13 protein-coding genes and 1 pseudogene are annotated in these 17,949 nt (G+C 42.1%); 4 read left to right on the forward strand and 10 right to left on the reverse strand.

What is annotated here, in order from left to right:
* Positions 1-39 precede the first annotated feature (39 nt).
* The 7 genes from L7A31_RS10635 to L7A31_RS10665 form a co-directional block, all read right to left on the reverse strand.
* A complete protein-coding gene (locus L7A31_RS10635; protein ID WP_237361491.1) occupies positions 40-1,722 on the reverse strand; it encodes an aspartate:alanine antiporter in 1,683 nt (560 codons plus the stop codon).
* 209 nt (positions 1,723-1,931) lie between these two features.
* Complete coding sequence (locus tag L7A31_RS10640; RefSeq protein ID WP_237361492.1) at positions 1,932-2,198, reverse strand: GrxA family glutaredoxin; 267 nt, start codon at positions 2,196-2,198, stop codon at positions 1,932-1,934.
* A gap of 197 nt (positions 2,199-2,395) precedes the next feature.
* Positions 2,396-3,250 (reverse strand): MurR/RpiR family transcriptional regulator, encoded by an 855-nt coding sequence (locus tag L7A31_RS10645; protein ID WP_237361493.1) that lies wholly within the window; start codon positions 3,248-3,250, stop codon positions 2,396-2,398.
* A gap of 348 nt (positions 3,251-3,598) precedes the next feature.
* A complete protein-coding gene (panP, locus tag L7A31_RS10650) occupies positions 3,599-5,245 on the reverse strand; it encodes a pyridoxal-dependent aspartate 1-decarboxylase PanP (protein ID WP_237361494.1) in 1,647 nt (548 codons plus the stop codon).
* A gap of 102 nt (positions 5,246-5,347) precedes the next feature.
* Positions 5,348-5,860 (reverse strand): hypothetical protein, encoded by a 513-nt coding sequence (locus L7A31_RS10655; protein ID WP_237361495.1) that lies wholly within the window; start codon positions 5,858-5,860, stop codon positions 5,348-5,350.
* A gap of 93 nt (positions 5,861-5,953) precedes the next feature.
* Positions 5,954-6,859, reverse strand: a complete 906-nt coding sequence (locus L7A31_RS10660) for a LysO family transporter (protein ID WP_237361496.1) — start codon at positions 6,857-6,859, stop codon at positions 5,954-5,956.
* Between the two features lie 158 nt (positions 6,860-7,017).
* Entirely contained in the window at positions 7,018-7,938 is a 921-nt protein-coding gene (locus L7A31_RS10665) for an HDOD domain-containing protein (protein WP_237363547.1), read from the reverse strand.
* Between the two features lie 351 nt (positions 7,939-8,289).
* Here L7A31_RS10665 and L7A31_RS10670 point away from each other — a divergent pair, with 351 nt between their 5' ends.
* The gene (locus L7A31_RS10670; RefSeq protein WP_237361497.1) at positions 8,290-8,895 is read left to right on the forward strand and encodes a TfoX/Sxy family DNA transformation protein; all 606 of its coding nucleotides are present in this window, start codon (positions 8,290-8,292) and stop codon (positions 8,893-8,895) included.
* 25 nt (positions 8,896-8,920) lie between these two features.
* Here L7A31_RS10670 and L7A31_RS10675 read toward each other — a convergent pair whose 3' ends face one another.
* On the reverse strand, positions 8,921-9,481 hold the full coding sequence (locus L7A31_RS10675) for a hypothetical protein (protein WP_237361498.1): 561 nt from the start codon (positions 9,479-9,481) through the stop codon (positions 8,921-8,923).
* A gap of 408 nt (positions 9,482-9,889) precedes the next feature.
* On the opposite strand from L7A31_RS10675, the gene L7A31_RS10680 reads away from it, so the two are divergent.
* The 3 genes from L7A31_RS10680 to L7A31_RS10690 all read left to right on the forward strand — a co-directional run bounded on the left by L7A31_RS10680 (position 9,890) and on the right by L7A31_RS10690 (position 14,236).
* Positions 9,890-11,182, forward strand: coding sequence for a DUF945 family protein (locus L7A31_RS10680; RefSeq protein WP_237361499.1), 1,293 nt, complete (start codon positions 9,890-9,892; stop codon positions 11,180-11,182).
* Between the two features lie 180 nt (positions 11,183-11,362).
* Positions 11,363-12,457 (forward strand): 3-phosphoserine/phosphohydroxythreonine transaminase, encoded by a 1,095-nt coding sequence (serC, locus tag L7A31_RS10685; RefSeq protein WP_237361500.1) that lies wholly within the window; start codon positions 11,363-11,365, stop codon positions 12,455-12,457.
* 243 nt (positions 12,458-12,700) lie between these two features.
* On the forward strand, positions 12,701-14,236 hold the full coding sequence (locus L7A31_RS10690; protein ID WP_237361501.1) for a PTS transporter subunit EIIC: 1,536 nt from the start codon (positions 12,701-12,703) through the stop codon (positions 14,234-14,236).
* On the opposite strand, the gene malI is transcribed toward L7A31_RS10690, so the two are convergent.
* Positions 14,233-15,270 carry a Mal regulon transcriptional regulator MalI gene (gene malI / locus L7A31_RS10695; RefSeq protein ID WP_237361502.1) on the reverse strand — a complete coding sequence of 346 codons (1,038 nt, stop codon included), beginning with the start codon at positions 15,268-15,270 and terminating at the stop codon, positions 14,233-14,235. The genes L7A31_RS10690 and malI overlap by 4 nt on opposite strands.
* 331 nt (positions 15,271-15,601) lie before the next feature.
* A pseudogene (locus L7A31_RS10700) lies at positions 15,602-17,770 on the reverse strand (YgiQ family radical SAM protein); the annotation flags it as partial.
* Positions 17,771-17,949 lie beyond the last annotated feature (179 nt).

The raw sequence follows: 17,949 nt of genomic DNA on the forward strand, positions 1-17,949 counted from the left end.
GAGTGCCCTTTTCTATTTATGGAAGATAGGTTTTCCAATCTAACTGAGAATAATCAGTATGGTTCCGGCCAATGTCATAAGAATATTCGCAATGGTGTATGTGCCTGCATAACCTAGAGCCGGTATGGTTGACTTGGTATGGTCGTTAACGATATCCATTGCTGGTGCACAGGTTCTTGCTCCAATGATGGCGCCAAATAGAAGTGCGCGGTTCATCTTTAGTATATAAGCACCTACCAGATAAGCTATGATGACAGGAATTACACTGACTAAAAATGATAAGCCGATAACCTGCAAACCATTTTGCGACAAGTGAGCAAACATCTTACCGCCAGCGCTTAAGCCCAGTCCCACCATAAAGAACATCAGCCCAAGCTCTTTAATCATATTTAGAGCGCCTTGAGGAACGTAACCAAAAGTAGGGTGGTTAGCACGTAAAAAGCCGAGTGTGATACCAGACAAGAGCAATCCTACAGCGTTGCCTAGACCAAAAGACACTTGACCAAAAGTCATAGTTACAAGTCCAAGCATAATGCCGAATATAAAGAAGCTACAAAACGCGAAGAGATCGGCAAGTTGGCTATGAACTGCAATGAAACCGATTTTCTGCGCTAAGCCTAATACTCGACTCTTTTCGCCACTAACTTGTAGTACATCACCCTTGGCGACGACGATATCTTGGTCCATTGGCATTTCAATTTGAGCACGAACAACGCGGTTCAGGAAACAGCCATATTCTGACAGGTTAAGATCTGATAATCGCTTACCCACCATACCATCGCTTTTAACGACGATTTCTTCTTCTACTACCCGAAGATCAAGTAAGTTACGGTCAAAAACCTCTTTGCCATTTCTGAAACTTGGGTCAAGCCTAGCATGACTATCTGGGAAACCTACTAGGGCGATTTCATCGCCTTCTTGCAAAATCGCGTCGCCATCTGGGTGGGCCAAGATGCCATTTCGACGGATTCGTTCAATGTAGCAGCCTGTTTGACGATAAATGCCAAGCTCGCGCAGGTTTTTACCATCTGTCCATTCAATGAGCTCTGGGCCAGCACGATACGCACGAATTATCGGTAGGTAGACTTTTCTCTGACCTGAACTTCCAAGCCCACGCTCTTGTGCAATTTGTCTTGCTGAATCAGAAAGGTTTTGTCTTTGCAGTTTAGGTAAAAGCTTAGCGAACAGAATCATGCTGATTAAGCCGACCAAATATGCCATCGCATAGCCAACGGATAAGTTCTGCATCACGCTAGCAAAGTTAGCATCGTGCGGTATTGTCGCTAGGCCTGAGTTTAGAGCATCTTGCGCACCTACTAGCACTGGTGTTGCGGTGAGAGCGCCAGCCATCATACCCGTAGACATGCCAAAATCTAAGCCAAAGAAGTGTCCCGAGAAGTAAGTAATGGCAATGGAGGTCACTATTACGACCATACTGAGAATAAAATAGTGCTTCCCATCGCGGAAGAATATGCCAAAAAAGTTTGGCCCTGCTTCAATGCCAACACAGTAAATAAATAGCATGAACCCGATGGTTAGCGCGTCTGCATTTATGGAAAATCCAAGGTGACCAAGAATTAGAGACGTGATGAGAACGCCAATCGAGTTTCCTAGCTGCAGGCTGCCAAAGCGGATTTTGCCTATAGCAAGGCCTATCGCTAGAGAGACAAAAATTAAAAGAATGGGGTTTTGTTGAAGCAAGTGTACGATATCTATATTCACAGCGCGGCTCTATTCTCATGCCAGCAAATCAAAAATTACACCATAACGTACAGGTGTAAATAAACTGTGTGAATTGTATCTGATTAGCGTGAAAACTTAAGTGAAAAATTTCATTTTTAATCATTATTTTTTGTATGGCAAAATAAAAAAAATACCGCAGTGACGACACTGCGGTATTTCAAATATTTAGTTGATGAATAGCAAATAGATTATTCAGCAAATAGGCCTAAGTTTTCTTTCGCATAAGCTTCGAAATCGTCACAACCACCAATATGCTCTTGGTCGATGAAGATTTGTGGTACAGTTTCTACAGGTTTACCAACCGTTTTTTCTAGATCTGCTTTACTGATGCCTTCAGCATGAATATCAACATAACGGTAGTTGAAATCGTCACGTTGCTCTTTTAGAGTTTCTGCGTGTTCCTTCGCACGAACACAAAATGGGCAACCAGGACGTCCAAAAATAACCACGAACATAAAATCTTCTCCTCAATACTCGTTTGCAGCAACTATGCCTTATCCTTGAAGGGAAATAAAGCTAGATTTGTCTGTTAATTTAATCGGTAAAACCTATCAATCAGTTTTGTATGCAGGTGCCGTTCAAAACGTAACCAATAGCTGTCTAGATTCCCAAAGGGCAGGCTATTGGCTAGGCAAATTTTGCGGCTTTCAGACTACAGCTGGGAAAGCTTGTCGTAACGAGAGTCCTTCAGAGCATCTTTCACTCTTCTTAGATTTCTTCTAAAGCCAGAGCCTCTACGTAAAGTAAAGCCTGTTGCTAGAACATCAATAACTGTCATCTGAACAACGCGGCTAGCCATTGGCATATATACATCCGTATCTTCAGGAACGTCCAACGTAATCGATAGTGAGCTGGCTTTATCTAATGGTGAGTCTTTTGCCGTTATTGCGATGACTGTCGCGCCGTTTTCTCTCGCTAAGTTGGCGATTTCTACTTGGCTCTTTGTTCTTCCCGTATGAGAAATAAGGACAATAACATCGTTGTCGGAGCTATTGATACAGCTCATTCTTTGCATTACGACATCTTCAAAGCAAGTAATTGGGATGTTAAAGCGGATAAATTTGTTCTGTGCATCTTTGGCTACCGCAGAAGAGGCGCCTAAGCCGAAGAAGGATACTCGCTTAGCTTGAGTCAGCAGGTCGACAGCACGGTTTACTTGCATTGGGTCAAGGCTATTCTTGGCAACATCAAGACAAGCCATGGTAGACTCAAAAATCTTGTGTGTATACGCATCTGGCCCGTCATCTTCTTCAACATTGCGGTTTACATATGGAGTACCATTCGCAAGACTTTGAGCAAGGTGAAGTTTAAAGTCTGGGAAGCCTTTTGTATCTAAACGGCGACAAAATCGGTTTACGGTTGGCTCACTGACATCGGCCATCTTAGCCAATGTTGCGATGCTAGAGTGAATGGCTGTTTGTGGAGAAGCCATAATAACTTCAGCTACTTTACGTTCAGATTTGCTGAAGTTTTCTAAGTTTTTCTGTATTTTTTCTAATGTATTCATAGAGTTTACGAGAGTTATAGAGATCAACTCTTTGGTTGTCTCAATTTAAGCCGACACTAGCTGGAAACAATTTGTTTCCTAAAAAAAGTTGCATTAAACCAACGCTATGCCACCAGTATAACTCAACGCTTGGTTTACAGTAATTTTTATACAGATCAAATCTTGAGAATATGATGTGCCTCAAACAAAACTTTCGTCAAACTACAAAAGTGAAAGAGTTGGGCACGAATTTATAGCAATTTGATAACAATCTGATGGATGAATTACATGAAATAGAAAGAAAATTTCATTAATTTGAATAGTAAGCGACCTATATAGGAAGCGGATAGGCCGCTCGGAGTTATGATGTTACGAGTGGATAATCTGGTTTGTCAGGTCCATGATACGCCCCAATAATTTTGGCGCTTGAGAAGCAATGTCTCGTTGCTCCTCGATGACCGATTCCAATATGTCAAAACTGGTGAGAGGGTTTGCCAATACCACGCGGAATACAATGACTGCCATACGATCCCATTGGTTTGGGTTCAACCTCGTCCGCGATACGAATGATTTGCCGGTTTCTCGTTGTTTTTTCTGGATAAACTTCGTTAACTCATTAACAAGGTTGTTGAGCTCTGCTTTGTCAGCTGAGTTTGCTTTTTCCAGTGCGCATTTTACTGCTTCTGGAATATAGCGATAAGTAAGCAAACATAACTCGGGTTCTGACACAAGTTCGAAATCAGGCTGCTTTGAAATAAGCTCTGCGAACTGTTTCGCTTTATCAATACCTTGATTTATTAACAGCTCATAGCCGGGGCGACTAATAATATGCATGGCGGCGTAAACCAACATTGCCATGCCTGAGCGAGAGCCTTCAAGTGTTCGACTACCAAGGTCTTTTGAACCTTTGCGCAAAATATACTGAGCATGATGTTCAATTGAGTTCATCACGTCTGGCTTTTTGAATAGAACCATACCAGCGCCCATTGGAATATATAGCTGTTTATGGGCATCAATGGTAACAGAGTCTGCGTGCTCGATACCTCGCAAAAGATGACGATAGTGGTTTGACATCAGTGTGGCACCGCCCCAAGCGGCATCGACATGAAAATGACAATGTTCAGCTTGGCAGATAGCAGCCATTTCCTCTAGTGGATCGATGTTACCAGTCTCAGTTGTACCAGCAACACCTACAACGGCGATTGGCTTGATACTTTGTTCTTTCAGCTCTGCTATCTTTGTTTTTAGATCTTTAGGACACAGTCGGTTATCAGCGTCAGTTTTGACTGAAATAAGACCTTCTTGGCCAATCCCTAGAACATCAGCCGCTTTTTTTAAAGAGTAGTGTCCTCTTTCCGAAACCAGTACAGCTAAGCCCTTATACCCATAGTGAAGCATGGCTTTAAATAAGCCTTCTTTCTCAACACCGTTGAAATCACCGTCTGCTCGAAGCACGTTGTTTCTTGCAACCCAAAGTGCTGTGATGTTAGCAACAGTACCGCCAGAACAAAATGCGCCGAGAGAATGTTGGGCACTGTGCATCCATTGAGAGTAAAAAGATTCGGAATCGTTGTAAATAAGGCGGTGTAGCATCCCAAGAACTTGGCGTTCTAGTGGGGTAAATGCCTTTGACGTTTCAACCTTCACCAAATTTTGGTTTAGCGCGATCATTATTTTTGATAGAGGCATCAAAAAGTAGGGCAGAGCAGACGTCATATGTCCGATAAAGCTCGGCGAAGAGGTGTGCACGGAATGTGCAACTAACGTATCCAATAGGTGCTCAGTATGGTCTGAGACAAACTGTGGTTCTTCCGGGATAGCAGGATTAGAAAAGGACTTTTCGATTTCTTTTAATGGCTTTTCTTCTGCTACGATGTGCTCTCGCAAAAACTCATTAAGGTTTTGCGATAATTTTGCTTCAATTTGAGTAAGTGTCGAGTCTGGCCCTTCTGGTACTGTAAAAATCCTAAGTAGACTCTCGAAACTTACGTCAGCACTTTTTTGTTCCGATACCATACTGTCATATATTTGTATTATTTAGGCCGACAATCTAAACGAAAACGAGAACAATGTCTCGTTTTAATTGGGTTGAAGTTAGCCAGTCAGATACTGTTTTTACTACTCACAGTTGATTTCTTCAATTTTTGTGATCTTAGTGTTGTACTTTTGCAAAGAATCATTGATTTGCTTGGGGTTACTTAGCAAATCGGCAAAGGCTGAACGCAGGTGATAATTGTCCGGATGAGGGGCAGATTGTCTATCTTGATAGGTGAGTTTAGCCGCTTGTCCAAGTTCGTCATCTCGCTCTGTTAGTTGCTTTATATCTTTTTGTTCAAGCTGGAGCCATTTCTCTACTGGTTGCTCAGTTGCTACCTTGCTAGGGTCATTTTTAAGGTAATAAGCGACAGCGACCTCGTTGAGCTCAAAGTGGTGTTTTCGGCCTTGCAGAAACCATTCGCTGACCTCAACAAGATCAGGGTAGCGTTGGTTGGTTAACTGTGTGAGGTCACTGTACCAATCTAACGATGCGTCAACATATGCATCGTATTTCTTTTCGAGACATACGGTGTCTGCGGCATTTGCAAAAAAAGATACTGAACTCACTAATAGAGTCGCGATCAGGCGATTCATAAACTTTCCTTTGTTATCTAATTCGGTCCTACTAAACCTGAAGGCAGGTTACTTGAGCTAATTCTAGTGGATACTGGTTTTCAATCCTGCGATCTAACTTGCAAGTGAAATAAAGAACAGCATCAAGACTGGATTTAATAGCGTTAAAATAAATCCACTTACTATCGCAATCGGCACACATCTTACTCCGCCTGTGGTTTGAATGACGGGGAGTGTAAAGTCGAGTGCGGTTGCTCCTGCGTATCCTATAGCAGTGAGCGGTCTAGTGCCAATAATGAGAGGAATGAGAATCAGTGACAGAAGCTCTCGTAATAGCTCAATTAGAAAAGAGGCACCACCCCAAATAGGACCATACGCACCGCCAATCAAAATTCCAGAAAGTGAATACCAGCCAAAGCCAGACGACATGGCTAGGCCTTTTATTACACTGATACCAAGAATCTTTGCAGCGATAACGCCGCCAATTAGTGAGCTTGCAACAATCACTGCTGCGATAAGCATTCCATGTTTATTTAGAATGATTTGCCTTAAGGTTAGGCCGCTGTTCCTTAGTTGAATACCAATTAAAAGTAGCAGCAACAACAGAATCCACTGACTTGTTGTTTCGACAATATGGACGTTGACTGGAAAAAATAGCCCGACAACCAATCCAGCTGCAATAACAAGAACGAGTTTGGCGGACTCTATAGCCATACTAAGAAGTGGCAGTTTACTTTGTTTGGAGTCAGCCTGTATGCCATAAAATCTGTCTACAAGTGGTAGGCAGATTAAATTGCACGCTCCAATTACTAGAAAAAACACCGCGGTGTATTTGGAAATGAGTTGTAAGTTTTCACTTAAATTATCGACAGCTGATAAGCTCAGTCCCATCAAAGCGAGAATGACGTAAACCAGTCGTGAAGTGCTTTTGATAATCAGATCTAAAGTAGATTTTTTGGATATGGGGATAAGGTATCCGACAATGAGCGCAGCAAATATTAAAAGCATTCCCGAAAGCATGGCGTCTTATTTTCTCCCTTACATAAGATTGAGCAGCGCCAATAATACATTGAATTTACTAAAAGGGGAGCAAAAAGCGTTGCTTTGCTTTCAATTGCATTAGATACATGCAAATTTGGACTGATGTGCAATAAAAGAGGAAAGAGCTGCTGGAATGATTACAAACCACTTGCACTAATGATCTGATCCATCTGACTTTTGAACTCGATATCACTGAGGTTACTTAACTTGTACAAAATGTCAGCGCCCATCACATCCACTTCGACAAAGTGGTCATCTTGCTCTTCTTCGTGATTTCTGAACATGAGTAAATGGCTGGAGATCCGAGCTATCTCCAAATAAGACACTTTCTTATCGGACATTCGATCGGAAGAGTTGGTCGCAGCTTCAACAAAATCTTCATCGAACCCCCAACTTTCTAGTACCAGTTGGCTAGACATAGAACACAATGCCCTAAATAGCTGTAAGGCAATGTCTTCATTTAAGTAATTGCCTTTTTCGAGATAAAGATAGTATTCGTTGACTAAACAGAACAGCCCGATATCAGCAAGAAGGCCAACTAGAAGAGCTTTATCTTCTTCAAGGTATTTAAACTGTATGGGGTTTTCTTCTTTGTAGGATTTAACCACCATCACCATCGCCGCGCCCAATTCTCTAGAGTATGACGCGCTGGAAACTAAAATACGGTTGCATTCACTGCTAAGGTTGACGGAACGTTTGAGTTGTTCAATGGCTTGGGCTGTTACGATATCTCTTACTCTAGCTATGCCTAGGCGAGATACCGATGTCATGAGATCGGTGCATGTAATGTTTCTACGGTTGAATATCACTGAGTTGGCAACGCGGATCACAATAGCTGCTAGGCCTGGATCTTCTAGCAAACAGTCAGCGATATCAGCAATGGTTGTGCATTCTAAAGAGCTGAGCCTCTGGATTTTAAGTACGACATCTGGAATAGGAGGTAAGGTAACTTTGCCTGTGCCAATTGAACGCTCGACAAGTTGAGCAAACTCTCCTTCGATACCTTGAATAAGAAGCTCTCTATTATCTGGTAACCAGTAAAAAGATAAATGATTCATTTGTCCCGCTTTTTTCAAATGCAAATTGTTCATCCTTGATGCCTATGAAGATACTCAGCTTAAACATACGGTAAGAGAAAATCTGCGTATAACTTCTCTAAGTTTAGTCTTAGATTCGACAATAGTATGTAGTATAGACCATGTTTATTGCGAAACATGTCTCATATGTGGGTCTAGATCTGATTGATCCTAACTTTATTTGCTGACAGCTTGAACTGAAATGAATTATTATTTCTACTAATTTTTAATAGTGTAACTGTTTGTTTTATAGTCTATTAATTTTGGTGTTGGAATAATTAAAAATAATCATATCGTTTAGAAAAACGCGGTTGTGTTGTAGGGGTCAGGGATATGACTGAAGAGATGTTGTTGGATTACATGGCCAACTTTACAAAGTTCAGAACAAGATCAATGTTTGGTGGGATTGGGCTGTTCAACGAAGGCGCTATGTTTGCGGCTTTGACGGGGAGTAAACTTTATATCCGAGGAGGAGGTGATCTAGACAAACTTTTGGATGACATGAACTGCTGCAAGCTTGTACATGTCAAAAAACAGTCGACGGTTACGGTTAACTATTATGATGTAACCAAGTACATAGAAAGTGATAGCGCAGATATTAAGAGAATCATTGCCCGCTCAATTCATCAGTCAGTTTGTCAGCGCGCAGCTCGAAAAACTTCTACTCCTTTGCGGTTACGGGATTTACCCAATATGAGATTGACTCTCGAGCGAATGGTTAAAAAATCCGGAGTCAAAGACGTCGATACATTTATGAACCTTGGCGCTTCAGTTGTGTACTGCAAAGTGTGTGATACTTATGGAAGTAGTATTGATAGAGATGTACTTTGGAAATTTGCGGGAGCAATCGAGGGCGTTCATTGGAAGCTCATTCAAGAGCCACAAAAGCGTGAATTGCTAAAGCAGTGTCGTGAGATAAATGAGTTAGAGCCAGTGTAATAGCTACACTGGCTCTATACTAAGCTTAGAAGTTGAAACGAGTGGTAAACATTAACTGATCACCATAGAAATCATTAAATCTAGCTTCTGCTCCTACTGAGAATAGCTCAGTGGAGTGGAATCTGGCATAAACAGAACCAATCCAATCGTCTTTGTCATCAATTGAAACGTAGCCACCTTTTCCGCCCACTTCAAGTTGTGGACCAAGCCATTGGCGGATGCCTAGATTAAGCTCCATACCAGTGTTGGTTCCTTTGAGAGAGTTCGACGTATTGCCGTTGTCCGTCATTCTAAATAGCATTTCACCGGTTAAATCTGCCCAGTTATTAATTGGGGCGTGAAAGCCAAAACCACCTGCAGCATCGTAATCGCCATCAAATTCTGAATCCACACGCCCAATAACATGAGCATTCGGGTGAATGGATTTACTGACAGCCACACCATATGTAACAGGGCTAACGCCAATACGAGCATCAAGATAGTCATAACTAAAGTTGCTCATTGTGGATGGCGCATACGGGTCATCTACTGCAAATGCTGAGCTTGAAGCGAGTACTAGTGCTGCCGCAATTATTGTTTTACGCATACCTACATAAACCTATATCTTAACTAATTCCATGATCTTAGGTGACAAGTGTGTCATCACATCGCGTAGCGCCATCATAATACATTCTTGCCCTTTCCCACCAACAAAAAAGACAATCTTTTGTCACTGTTTGACAAATAAAGCAACGGTCGTGCCATTTAGTAAGTTAAGCTAACCAGTCATCTAACAATGTAGGGTGATTAAAGTACAACTTTTAGTGAGTTATCTACTGTATGAAATCTTTAGCTAGCAGGGATTTGTGCGACTCGAGACAGGTTTGTACCGATTTAAATGCAATTGATTTAGGGAACTATGTACTAATTTAGTTATCTAGAGTATAAGAATTGCCAAACAACAGATTTTTGACAGAATACGTCACAGCAAGAGCGAAAGGGAATAAGAGGTTTTATGAGTCGTTTAAAAGTTTATGGTGCAGTGGGTGGTGCGGTTGCACTTGTATTGATCTGGCCATTGGCGGTTGGAAAGATAGGCCAAGATGCCATAACTAAGTTAGTAGATAATGCCAACAGCTCTGCTGTTAGTGCGAAAGTTGTAAGCTACGACAGGGGATACCTATCTTCGGTAGTAAAAACAGAGTTTACTGTCAAAGACCCTGCGCTTATTCAGCAGCTAAAAGCAGATGATATTCCTACGTCTTTTTATGTTACCAGCGATATTACGCATGGTTTGTACAGTCTTACTGCCCACTCAAAGCTAGATGACAGCAGTAAGCTCCCTTTAACCATGGACAGCACAACTCAACTGAATGGCAGCACAAAATACAAAATAGACTTAGGCAACTGGCAGGTAACATCAAATAACAGCAAAGAAAAGTTCACTGTGTCGACATCACCATCGTACTTGTCTGGTTCGATTGCTATGTCCGGTGAGGCTACATACAAACTGAATGTACCTTCAATTGAATTGGATTTTGCCTCAAAAGAAAAACTACTGATAAGTAATTTGACCGGTGAAGGGCAGGGTAAGCGTGAAAGCGGTTTTTGGTTGGGTAGCCATACCCTGAAGGTTGGCAAAGTGAATGCTGATGATGAGAAAGGAAACTCGGTATTCTCGCTTGAAGGCGCTCAATATAAATTTAATTCTAAGCTTACTGAAAAACAGACCAGAGTAGAGAGCCATAACGTTTTATCTGTAGAAAAAGTAAAAACGACCGATGGTGGCAATGTCACTGACTTAGTCTTTGATGCCACTCTTGGTGACATCGACAAGCAGTCCTTTGGCGACTTAATGGCTTTGTTTCAAAACAACCAAGAGCTATCCCAAGCCGATTTAGAAAAAGCGATCCCTTATGTGAACACCCTGTTCTCAAAGGGCTTCTATCTTTCTATCGATGACTTTTCAATGAAAGTGGGAGAAGGCAAATTTAAGTCTGATTGGAAGTTCACGATTCCTGCAGGGACGGACAATGTGACGCACAACCCAGCGGTAATAATGACTGCACTGAAAGGGCATATCAATAGCGACTTCTCTAACGAGTTAGTGAAGGAGTATCCATTTATGAAACAAACTATAGATGGAGCACTTGCGAGTAAAATGGTTCAACAAACTCAAGATGGTTATGAGTTAAAGGCGAAAATTGAACAAGGTAATGTAGTGTTTGAAGGTGGTCAGAAAATACCACTAATGTCATTGTTCTTGTCTGGAATGATTCAACAGCAGTCGCACAATCACGCCCATTAACGAATCTGCATATCAATACTACACCTATTTGAAAGAGGCCGACGGGCCTCTTTCTTCCTTTTTATTGCTTATAAAAAATGGTATTAATCGTTTTATTGGATTTGTCTATGCATCGCATATGCTTTTGTGTAAGTGCAGAATTAGTGTGTAAGTTATGAGATTAGGAGTGGAAGAAAAGTCATGAGTTCAACAAAAGAGATGGTATTCAACTTTAGCGCAGGACCAGCCAGCTTACCCAAAGAGGTAATGCTGCAAGCGCAAGCAGATTTGGTTGACTGGAATGGCTTGGGGACATCGGTGATGGAGATCAGTCATCGAAGTAAAGAGTTTATACAAGTTGCCGAAGAAGCAGAGCAAGATTTGAGAGATCTGCTAGATATCCCAGACAACTATAAAGTACTTTTTTGTCATGGCGGGGCGCGCGGACAATTTGCAGCTGTTCCAGCTAATTTGCTAGGTAGCGCTTCTAAAGCAACGTATATTGATGCAGGCTACTGGGCGGAAAGCGCAGCAAAAGAAGCAGAGAAATATTGCCAACCACATATTTACAAAGCAAAACATGAGCAAGACGGCCATTTGGCCGTGTTACCAGCTTCACAATGGGAAATTGACCCTGAATCTGCTTTCGTACATTTCTGCCCAAATGAAACCATTGATGGCATTGAGATCAACGATCTTCCAGAAACAGACAAACCTATTGTTGCTGATATGTCTTCAACAATTCTATCGCGTGAGATAGATGTTTCAAAATACGGTGTGATTTACGCCGGAGCACAAAAAAACATTGGCCCCGCGGGCATTTGTATTGTCATCGTTCGTGATGACTTACTCGATTTAGCACAAAATACCTTACCGAGCATTTTAAATTATAAAGAGCTGGCAGAAAAAGACTCCATGTACAACACTCCTCCAACATTTGCATGGTACTTGTCTGGGTGTGTATTTAAGTGGTTGAAACAACAAGGCGGTGTTCAGGCCATCGAGAAAGTAAACCGCGAGAAAGCAGCAATATTATATAGTTATATTGACGAATCAGACTTCTACAAAAACAGTGTCCACTCAAATAACCGTTCTATCATGAACGTGCCTTTTACATTGGCGAAGCCAGAACTAGATGCAGAATTCTTAGAACTCGCTAAGGAGCAAGGTTTGGTTGCGCTTAAAGGGCATCGAGCAGTCGGTGGTATGAGAGCGTCAATTTATAACGCTATGCCAATCGAAGGAGTTCAAGCTTTGGTCAAATTCATGAGAGAGTTTGAAGCAAATAACGCCTAATTTTTCTTCACAATAAGTCCTTTTAATAGTAGATTCCTGCAAATCTAGGTTTGTGGAGTCTACTTCCTGCCTATATTCTCAATTGTCTCATAGTGGATATATATTTTTAAAACGACAGTTAAAACGTTTTAATAGATAAGTGGTTTTGCTTGTTAAAACGTTAAAACTGGCATGAACAATTTAAGCTTCGCGTCTCGTACAGCGTATCCTTTGGCCACAAGTTAGATGATGTGGAATAAGAACATGCTCATATTAGAAAAGTTAAAATCTGGAGTATCAGGTTTGTCCTCTATAGGCCGCGCGTTAATGTTGCCTATATCATTGCTACCAGCTGCTGGTTTATTGCTAGCTTTTGGTGACAAGCTAGGTATTGATTTGATGACAAGAGCTGGTGGGGTTATTTTCGATAACTTACCACTGCTATTTGCTATTGGCTCTGCAGTTGGTCTGGCTTCAGAGTCAGGTATTGCGGCTCTATCGGCGGCGGTGTCGGTGTTGATTATCAATACCACTACAAGCTCTGTATTAGGGATTACTCCAGAGATGGCAATGCAAGGAGGCAAGTATGCAATGGTACTTGGCATACCGACCTTGCAAATGGGTGTATTCGGAGGGCTTATTTCAGGGGTACTTGCCGCCACCTGCTATAACAAGTTCCATAGGATACAACTCCCCGAGTTTTTAGGGTTCTTCTCGGGGAAAAGGTTCGTTGCTATTGCCACAGCGTTCCTCTCTTTCTTACTAGGATTGGTTCTGCCGCATATATGGGGTTATGTCCAAGGTGGGATTGATAGCCTATCTGGTGTTGTTAATGGACAGAACCAAGCGCTTTCAACTTTTGTATTTGGCCTTGTAGAGCGTGCACTTATTCCTCTTGGTTTACACCATGTATGGTATCCATCGTTCTGGTATTCGTTTGGTGAGTATATTACTCCGACTGGACAAGTCGTTCACGGAGACCAAACCATATGGTTCAAGATGCTAGCGGATGGAGTGAAGTCGTTCAGTTCACCAACTTACCAAAATGCAGGCAAGTTCATGCAAGGTGAATATCCATTGATGCTGTTTGCTTTCCCTGCTGCGTGTTTAGCGATGTACCATGAAGCCAATACAAATGCGAAGAAAATAGCCGCTGGTATTCTATTCTCAGCAGCACTTACATGTTTCTTAACGGGTATCACTGAGCCTGTGGAGTTCGCGTTTATTTTCGTATCTCCTCTACTGTATGTGTTTAATGCAGTAATGGCTGGCGTTTCCTACATGAGCATGTATTTGCTCGGTGCTCATATCGCGAAGTCTTTTTCTGCTGGACTTATCGATTATATTTCCTTTGGAATATTGCCTTCATTCAATGGCTTCCAAACGCACTATTTGGCAGCGGTTATCGTTGGTGTACCGATGGCGATTCTATACTACACAGTGTTCCGCTTTGTAATTAGAAAGTTCGATGTGAAAACACCAGGAAGAACAGAAACAGCTTCAACGTCTGCTGATGTCAGCAATGAAGAGCTGGCGGATATCATCATGGCTGCGGTAGGTGGTAAATCCAACATCGCGACCAACGGCGCTTGTATCACACGTCTTCGACTACAAGTTCATGATATGGAGTTGGTTGATAAGGAAGCGTTGGCAGCAGTAGATTCTAAAGGCGTCGTTTACGTTGGTAAGACGGGTATCCAGGTAATCTTTGGTGCCAGAGCGCAATTTATTTCAAATGAGATAGACGATAGAGGTGATTCTACTCAGTCTGCGAATTTAAAGGTTCAACCTTCAAGTTAATCTTTCTTTGAATTCAGGGCCATCTTGCCTTTTGGATTCGCCTTACTAAGTTTAGGCTGCATCAACAGTGTAAAGGGTTCGTGACTTGCACTGTTGATTTTTTCGATTAGATAGTTGGCGGCCAAAGTACCCATTTCCTTTGCATCAACGTTCACGGTTGAAATTGGCACATCGCTTTTTTCAAAACAGTTGAAGCCAACCACACTGATTTGCTTTTCAATATACTGTTCATTACCCACCTGCCTTCCAGTTGTATAAGCGCCGTAAATCGCACTCAAAGTTGTAGAAGCGTTGTCGCAAATAAGTGCTGTAAGCTGAGGATAGGCAGATAAAAGCTCTTGTACTTGTCGAGATATTGAATCAGTAGAACCAGGCATTATCCAGTCAGGCTTTAAGCTAAGGCCATGCTTTTTCAAAGTGGAGCCCAAGCCTGAGATTCGTTCTGCTCTTGATTTAGAGCCGGGCGTCCCACCTAAATAAGCCATAGATTTATGGCCTTGTTTGACTAGGTATTCAGCCGCTATCTTTGCACCATAGCGGTTGTCAGGAAATACACTGTCTATATTCGACTCTATGGAATGAGAGGACACATACACAGCAGGTATTTCTGTTTGGACCAACAAACGCTCATGAGAGTGTGAAGAGTGGTCATTTGAACATACCACGATGCCGCCTACACCTTGTCTAGACATAGCTCGAATACGCTCTTTGAAATCTTGAAGCCTTGATCCACATTCGGCTAAGTAAATCATGCACCCATGGTTTTCTATTTCATTGATAACCCCAGATATAATCTGGGAGTAATATGAGTCACTAATATCGTTGACGATAAGCCCAACTACATCATTTGATTTCGAGCGTAAATTGGCCGCCGATCGATTGCGAATGTAGCCAAGCTCTTTGATTGATTGGTTAACTTTTTCAGTCGTTTTTGCTGATATTTTTCCGTTATCGCTAAGCACCATTGATACGGTGGTTATCGACACATTGGCATGCCGCGCAACTTCTTTGATAGTGACTTTATTACTTTTCATCTTGCATGCTTGTATGGTCAAAAAGAAAGCGATAGTACAGCAAAGTTTACCTCAGGATAAGAGCTGTTAACGCTATGTTTGTTGGGACTAATATATACTGACTGAATTGGTTGCGCGATTCATTTACACCTGTTTGAAAAACTGTTTTTAGTATATATGTTTAAAATGTTTCAGTTTTTAGAGTATTGAAAACTTGTTTACGCTTTGAGTTATATTGGAGAGGCTACTTTATAGGAGGCAAAACCCGCCGCTACGAAACGCGATTTTCATTTGCGATAGCGACGAAGTTTTGACTATGTTGAATCAACGACAGTGTTTTGCTGGAAACTTAGCGTCGTTTAGATGGCTTGCTTGCGCCAGACTTTCCCTTTGGTTTACTGCGCAAAGCATCAAAGCCAGGTTGGCTTTTAGTGTGTTTGGTTGCGAATCTATTCGAACCATGTCGGCCAGATTTTCTTCTCTGAGCAGGTGTCTTTTTGTCGTTGTCCTCTGCAGGAACAAGGCAGTTAGACTTGTCACCAATAAGGTGCTGTTTACCCATCTCAGTCAGAGCTTTGCGAATAATGGTCCAGTTATCAGGATCATGATATCTGAGCAGCGCTTTATGTAATCGACGTTGCTTCTCACCTTTAGCTACAGGCACTTCTTCACGCTTTTTGTACTTGACGCGTTTCAGGGGGTTGGTTTCTGAATAGTACATTGATGTAGCGTTACACATCGGTGATGGATAGAAGTTCTGTACTTGGTCACACTCGAAATTGTTACGCTTGAGCCATAGCGCTAGGTTAAGCATATCTTCATCTTCAGTTCCCGGGTGAGCTGAGATGAAATAGGGAATTAAATACTGTTTCTTACCAGCTTCTTGGCTATATTTTTCGAACATCTCTTTGAAGCGATCATACGTGCCCATACCCGGCTTCATCATTAAGTTTAGTGGGCCTTTTTCAGTATGTTCTGGTGCAATTTTTAAGTATCCGCCAACGTGATGAGTTACTAGTTCTTTCACATACTCTGGTGACTCAATCGCTAAGTCGTAACGGACACCAGAAGCGATCATAATTTTCTTAATTCCGTCCACTTTTCTTGCAGAGCGGTACAAATCAATCGTGTGTTTATGGTCGGTATTAAGCTTGTTACAAATGCCGGGAAATACACAAGATGGGCGACGGCAGTTGGCTTCTGCTTTAGGGTCACTGCAACCGAGGCGGTACATGTTGGCAGTTGGACCACCAAGATCAGATATTGTGCCCGTAAAGCCGGGAACTTTGTCACGAATTTCTTCCAACTCGTCCAAAATGGATTCTTTCGAGCGGTTTTGGATAATACGGCCTTCGTGCTCTGTGATTGAGCAGAATGAACATCCGCCAAAGCATCCACGCATGATATTTACAGATGTTTTTATCATATCGTAAGCAGGGATTTTTGCTTTGCCATATTTAGGGTGTGGAACTCGCGCGTAAGGTAGGCCAAACACGTAATCCATTTCTTCAGTGGTAAGCGGGATTGGCGCTTGGTTAACCCAAAGCTCTCTGTCACCATGTTTTTGTATCAGAGCACGTCCAGAATAAGGGTTTGTTTCTAGGTGCATGATACGGCTAGCATGAGCATACAAAATTCGGTCATTGTTCAGCTTGTCGAAGTGAGGCAGTCTAACAGCTGTGGTTTTTGCATCATGTCTTGAAGGTTGAACCGAAACCGGTTTTGCTTCTGGCTGAGTTGGCTTTACGTCGCACTTTTCTTCGACCTGATATGGGTTTTGAGCGATAAATGAAGCTTTACTCGGTTTTTCAATTCGGGAAGAGTCTACGATTTTGTATTCTTCGGGTTCAGCCTGCAAAATGACTGCCGTACCACGAATTCGATTGAGCTTCTCAATTGGTTCGCCATCAGCAATGCGATGAGCAACTTCTACGAGTGCTCGCTCTGCATTGCCAAATAGCAATAAGTCTGCTTTAGCATCAAATAAGATAGAGCGCCTTACTTTGTCAGACCAATAGTCATAATGAGAGATACGTCTTAGGCTTGCTTCGATACCGCCTAGAATGATCGGAGTATCTTTATAGGCTTCACGGCATCGCTGCGAATAGACTAATGTTGCTCTATCTGGTCGTTTCCCCCCTTCATTGTTAGGAGAATACGCGTCGTCGTGGCGCAGTTTCTTATCAGCCGTATAGCGGTTAATCATTGAGTCCATGTTGCCAGCGGTAATGCCAAAAAACAGGTTGGGCTTACCTAAAGACATAAAGGCAGATTTGTCTTTCCATTCAGGCTGAGAAATGATTCCAACCCGAAACCCTTGAGCTTCTAATAAGCGGCCAATTATCGCCATTCCAAAACTAGGGTGATCTACATATGCGTCGCCTGTGACGATTATTATGTCGCAGCTATCCCAGCCTAAGTCATCCATTTCTTTACGACTGGTTGGCAAGAATGGAGCTGAGCCAAAACACTCTGCCCAGTACTTTTTGTGCTGGTGGATAGGGGTTACATCGCTGTACATAATTTAACCTTGAAGCTTGGGAGGCCGAATTATAGCGGCTTGTCTTGGGTTGATCTACAGTTACATTTCATTTCACAAACTCTGTTACCCAAGCTGCATAAGATAAATTAATGGATTAAACTCTATATGAAAGTAAGCGAAGATAGACTGACAATGGAATGAATTTGATGGAAGTGCAT

Origin of the sequence: Vibrio marisflavi CECT 7928 (assembly GCF_921294215.1) — a bacterium.
GTDB lineage: Bacteria > Pseudomonadota > Gammaproteobacteria > Enterobacterales > Vibrionaceae > Vibrio > Vibrio marisflavi.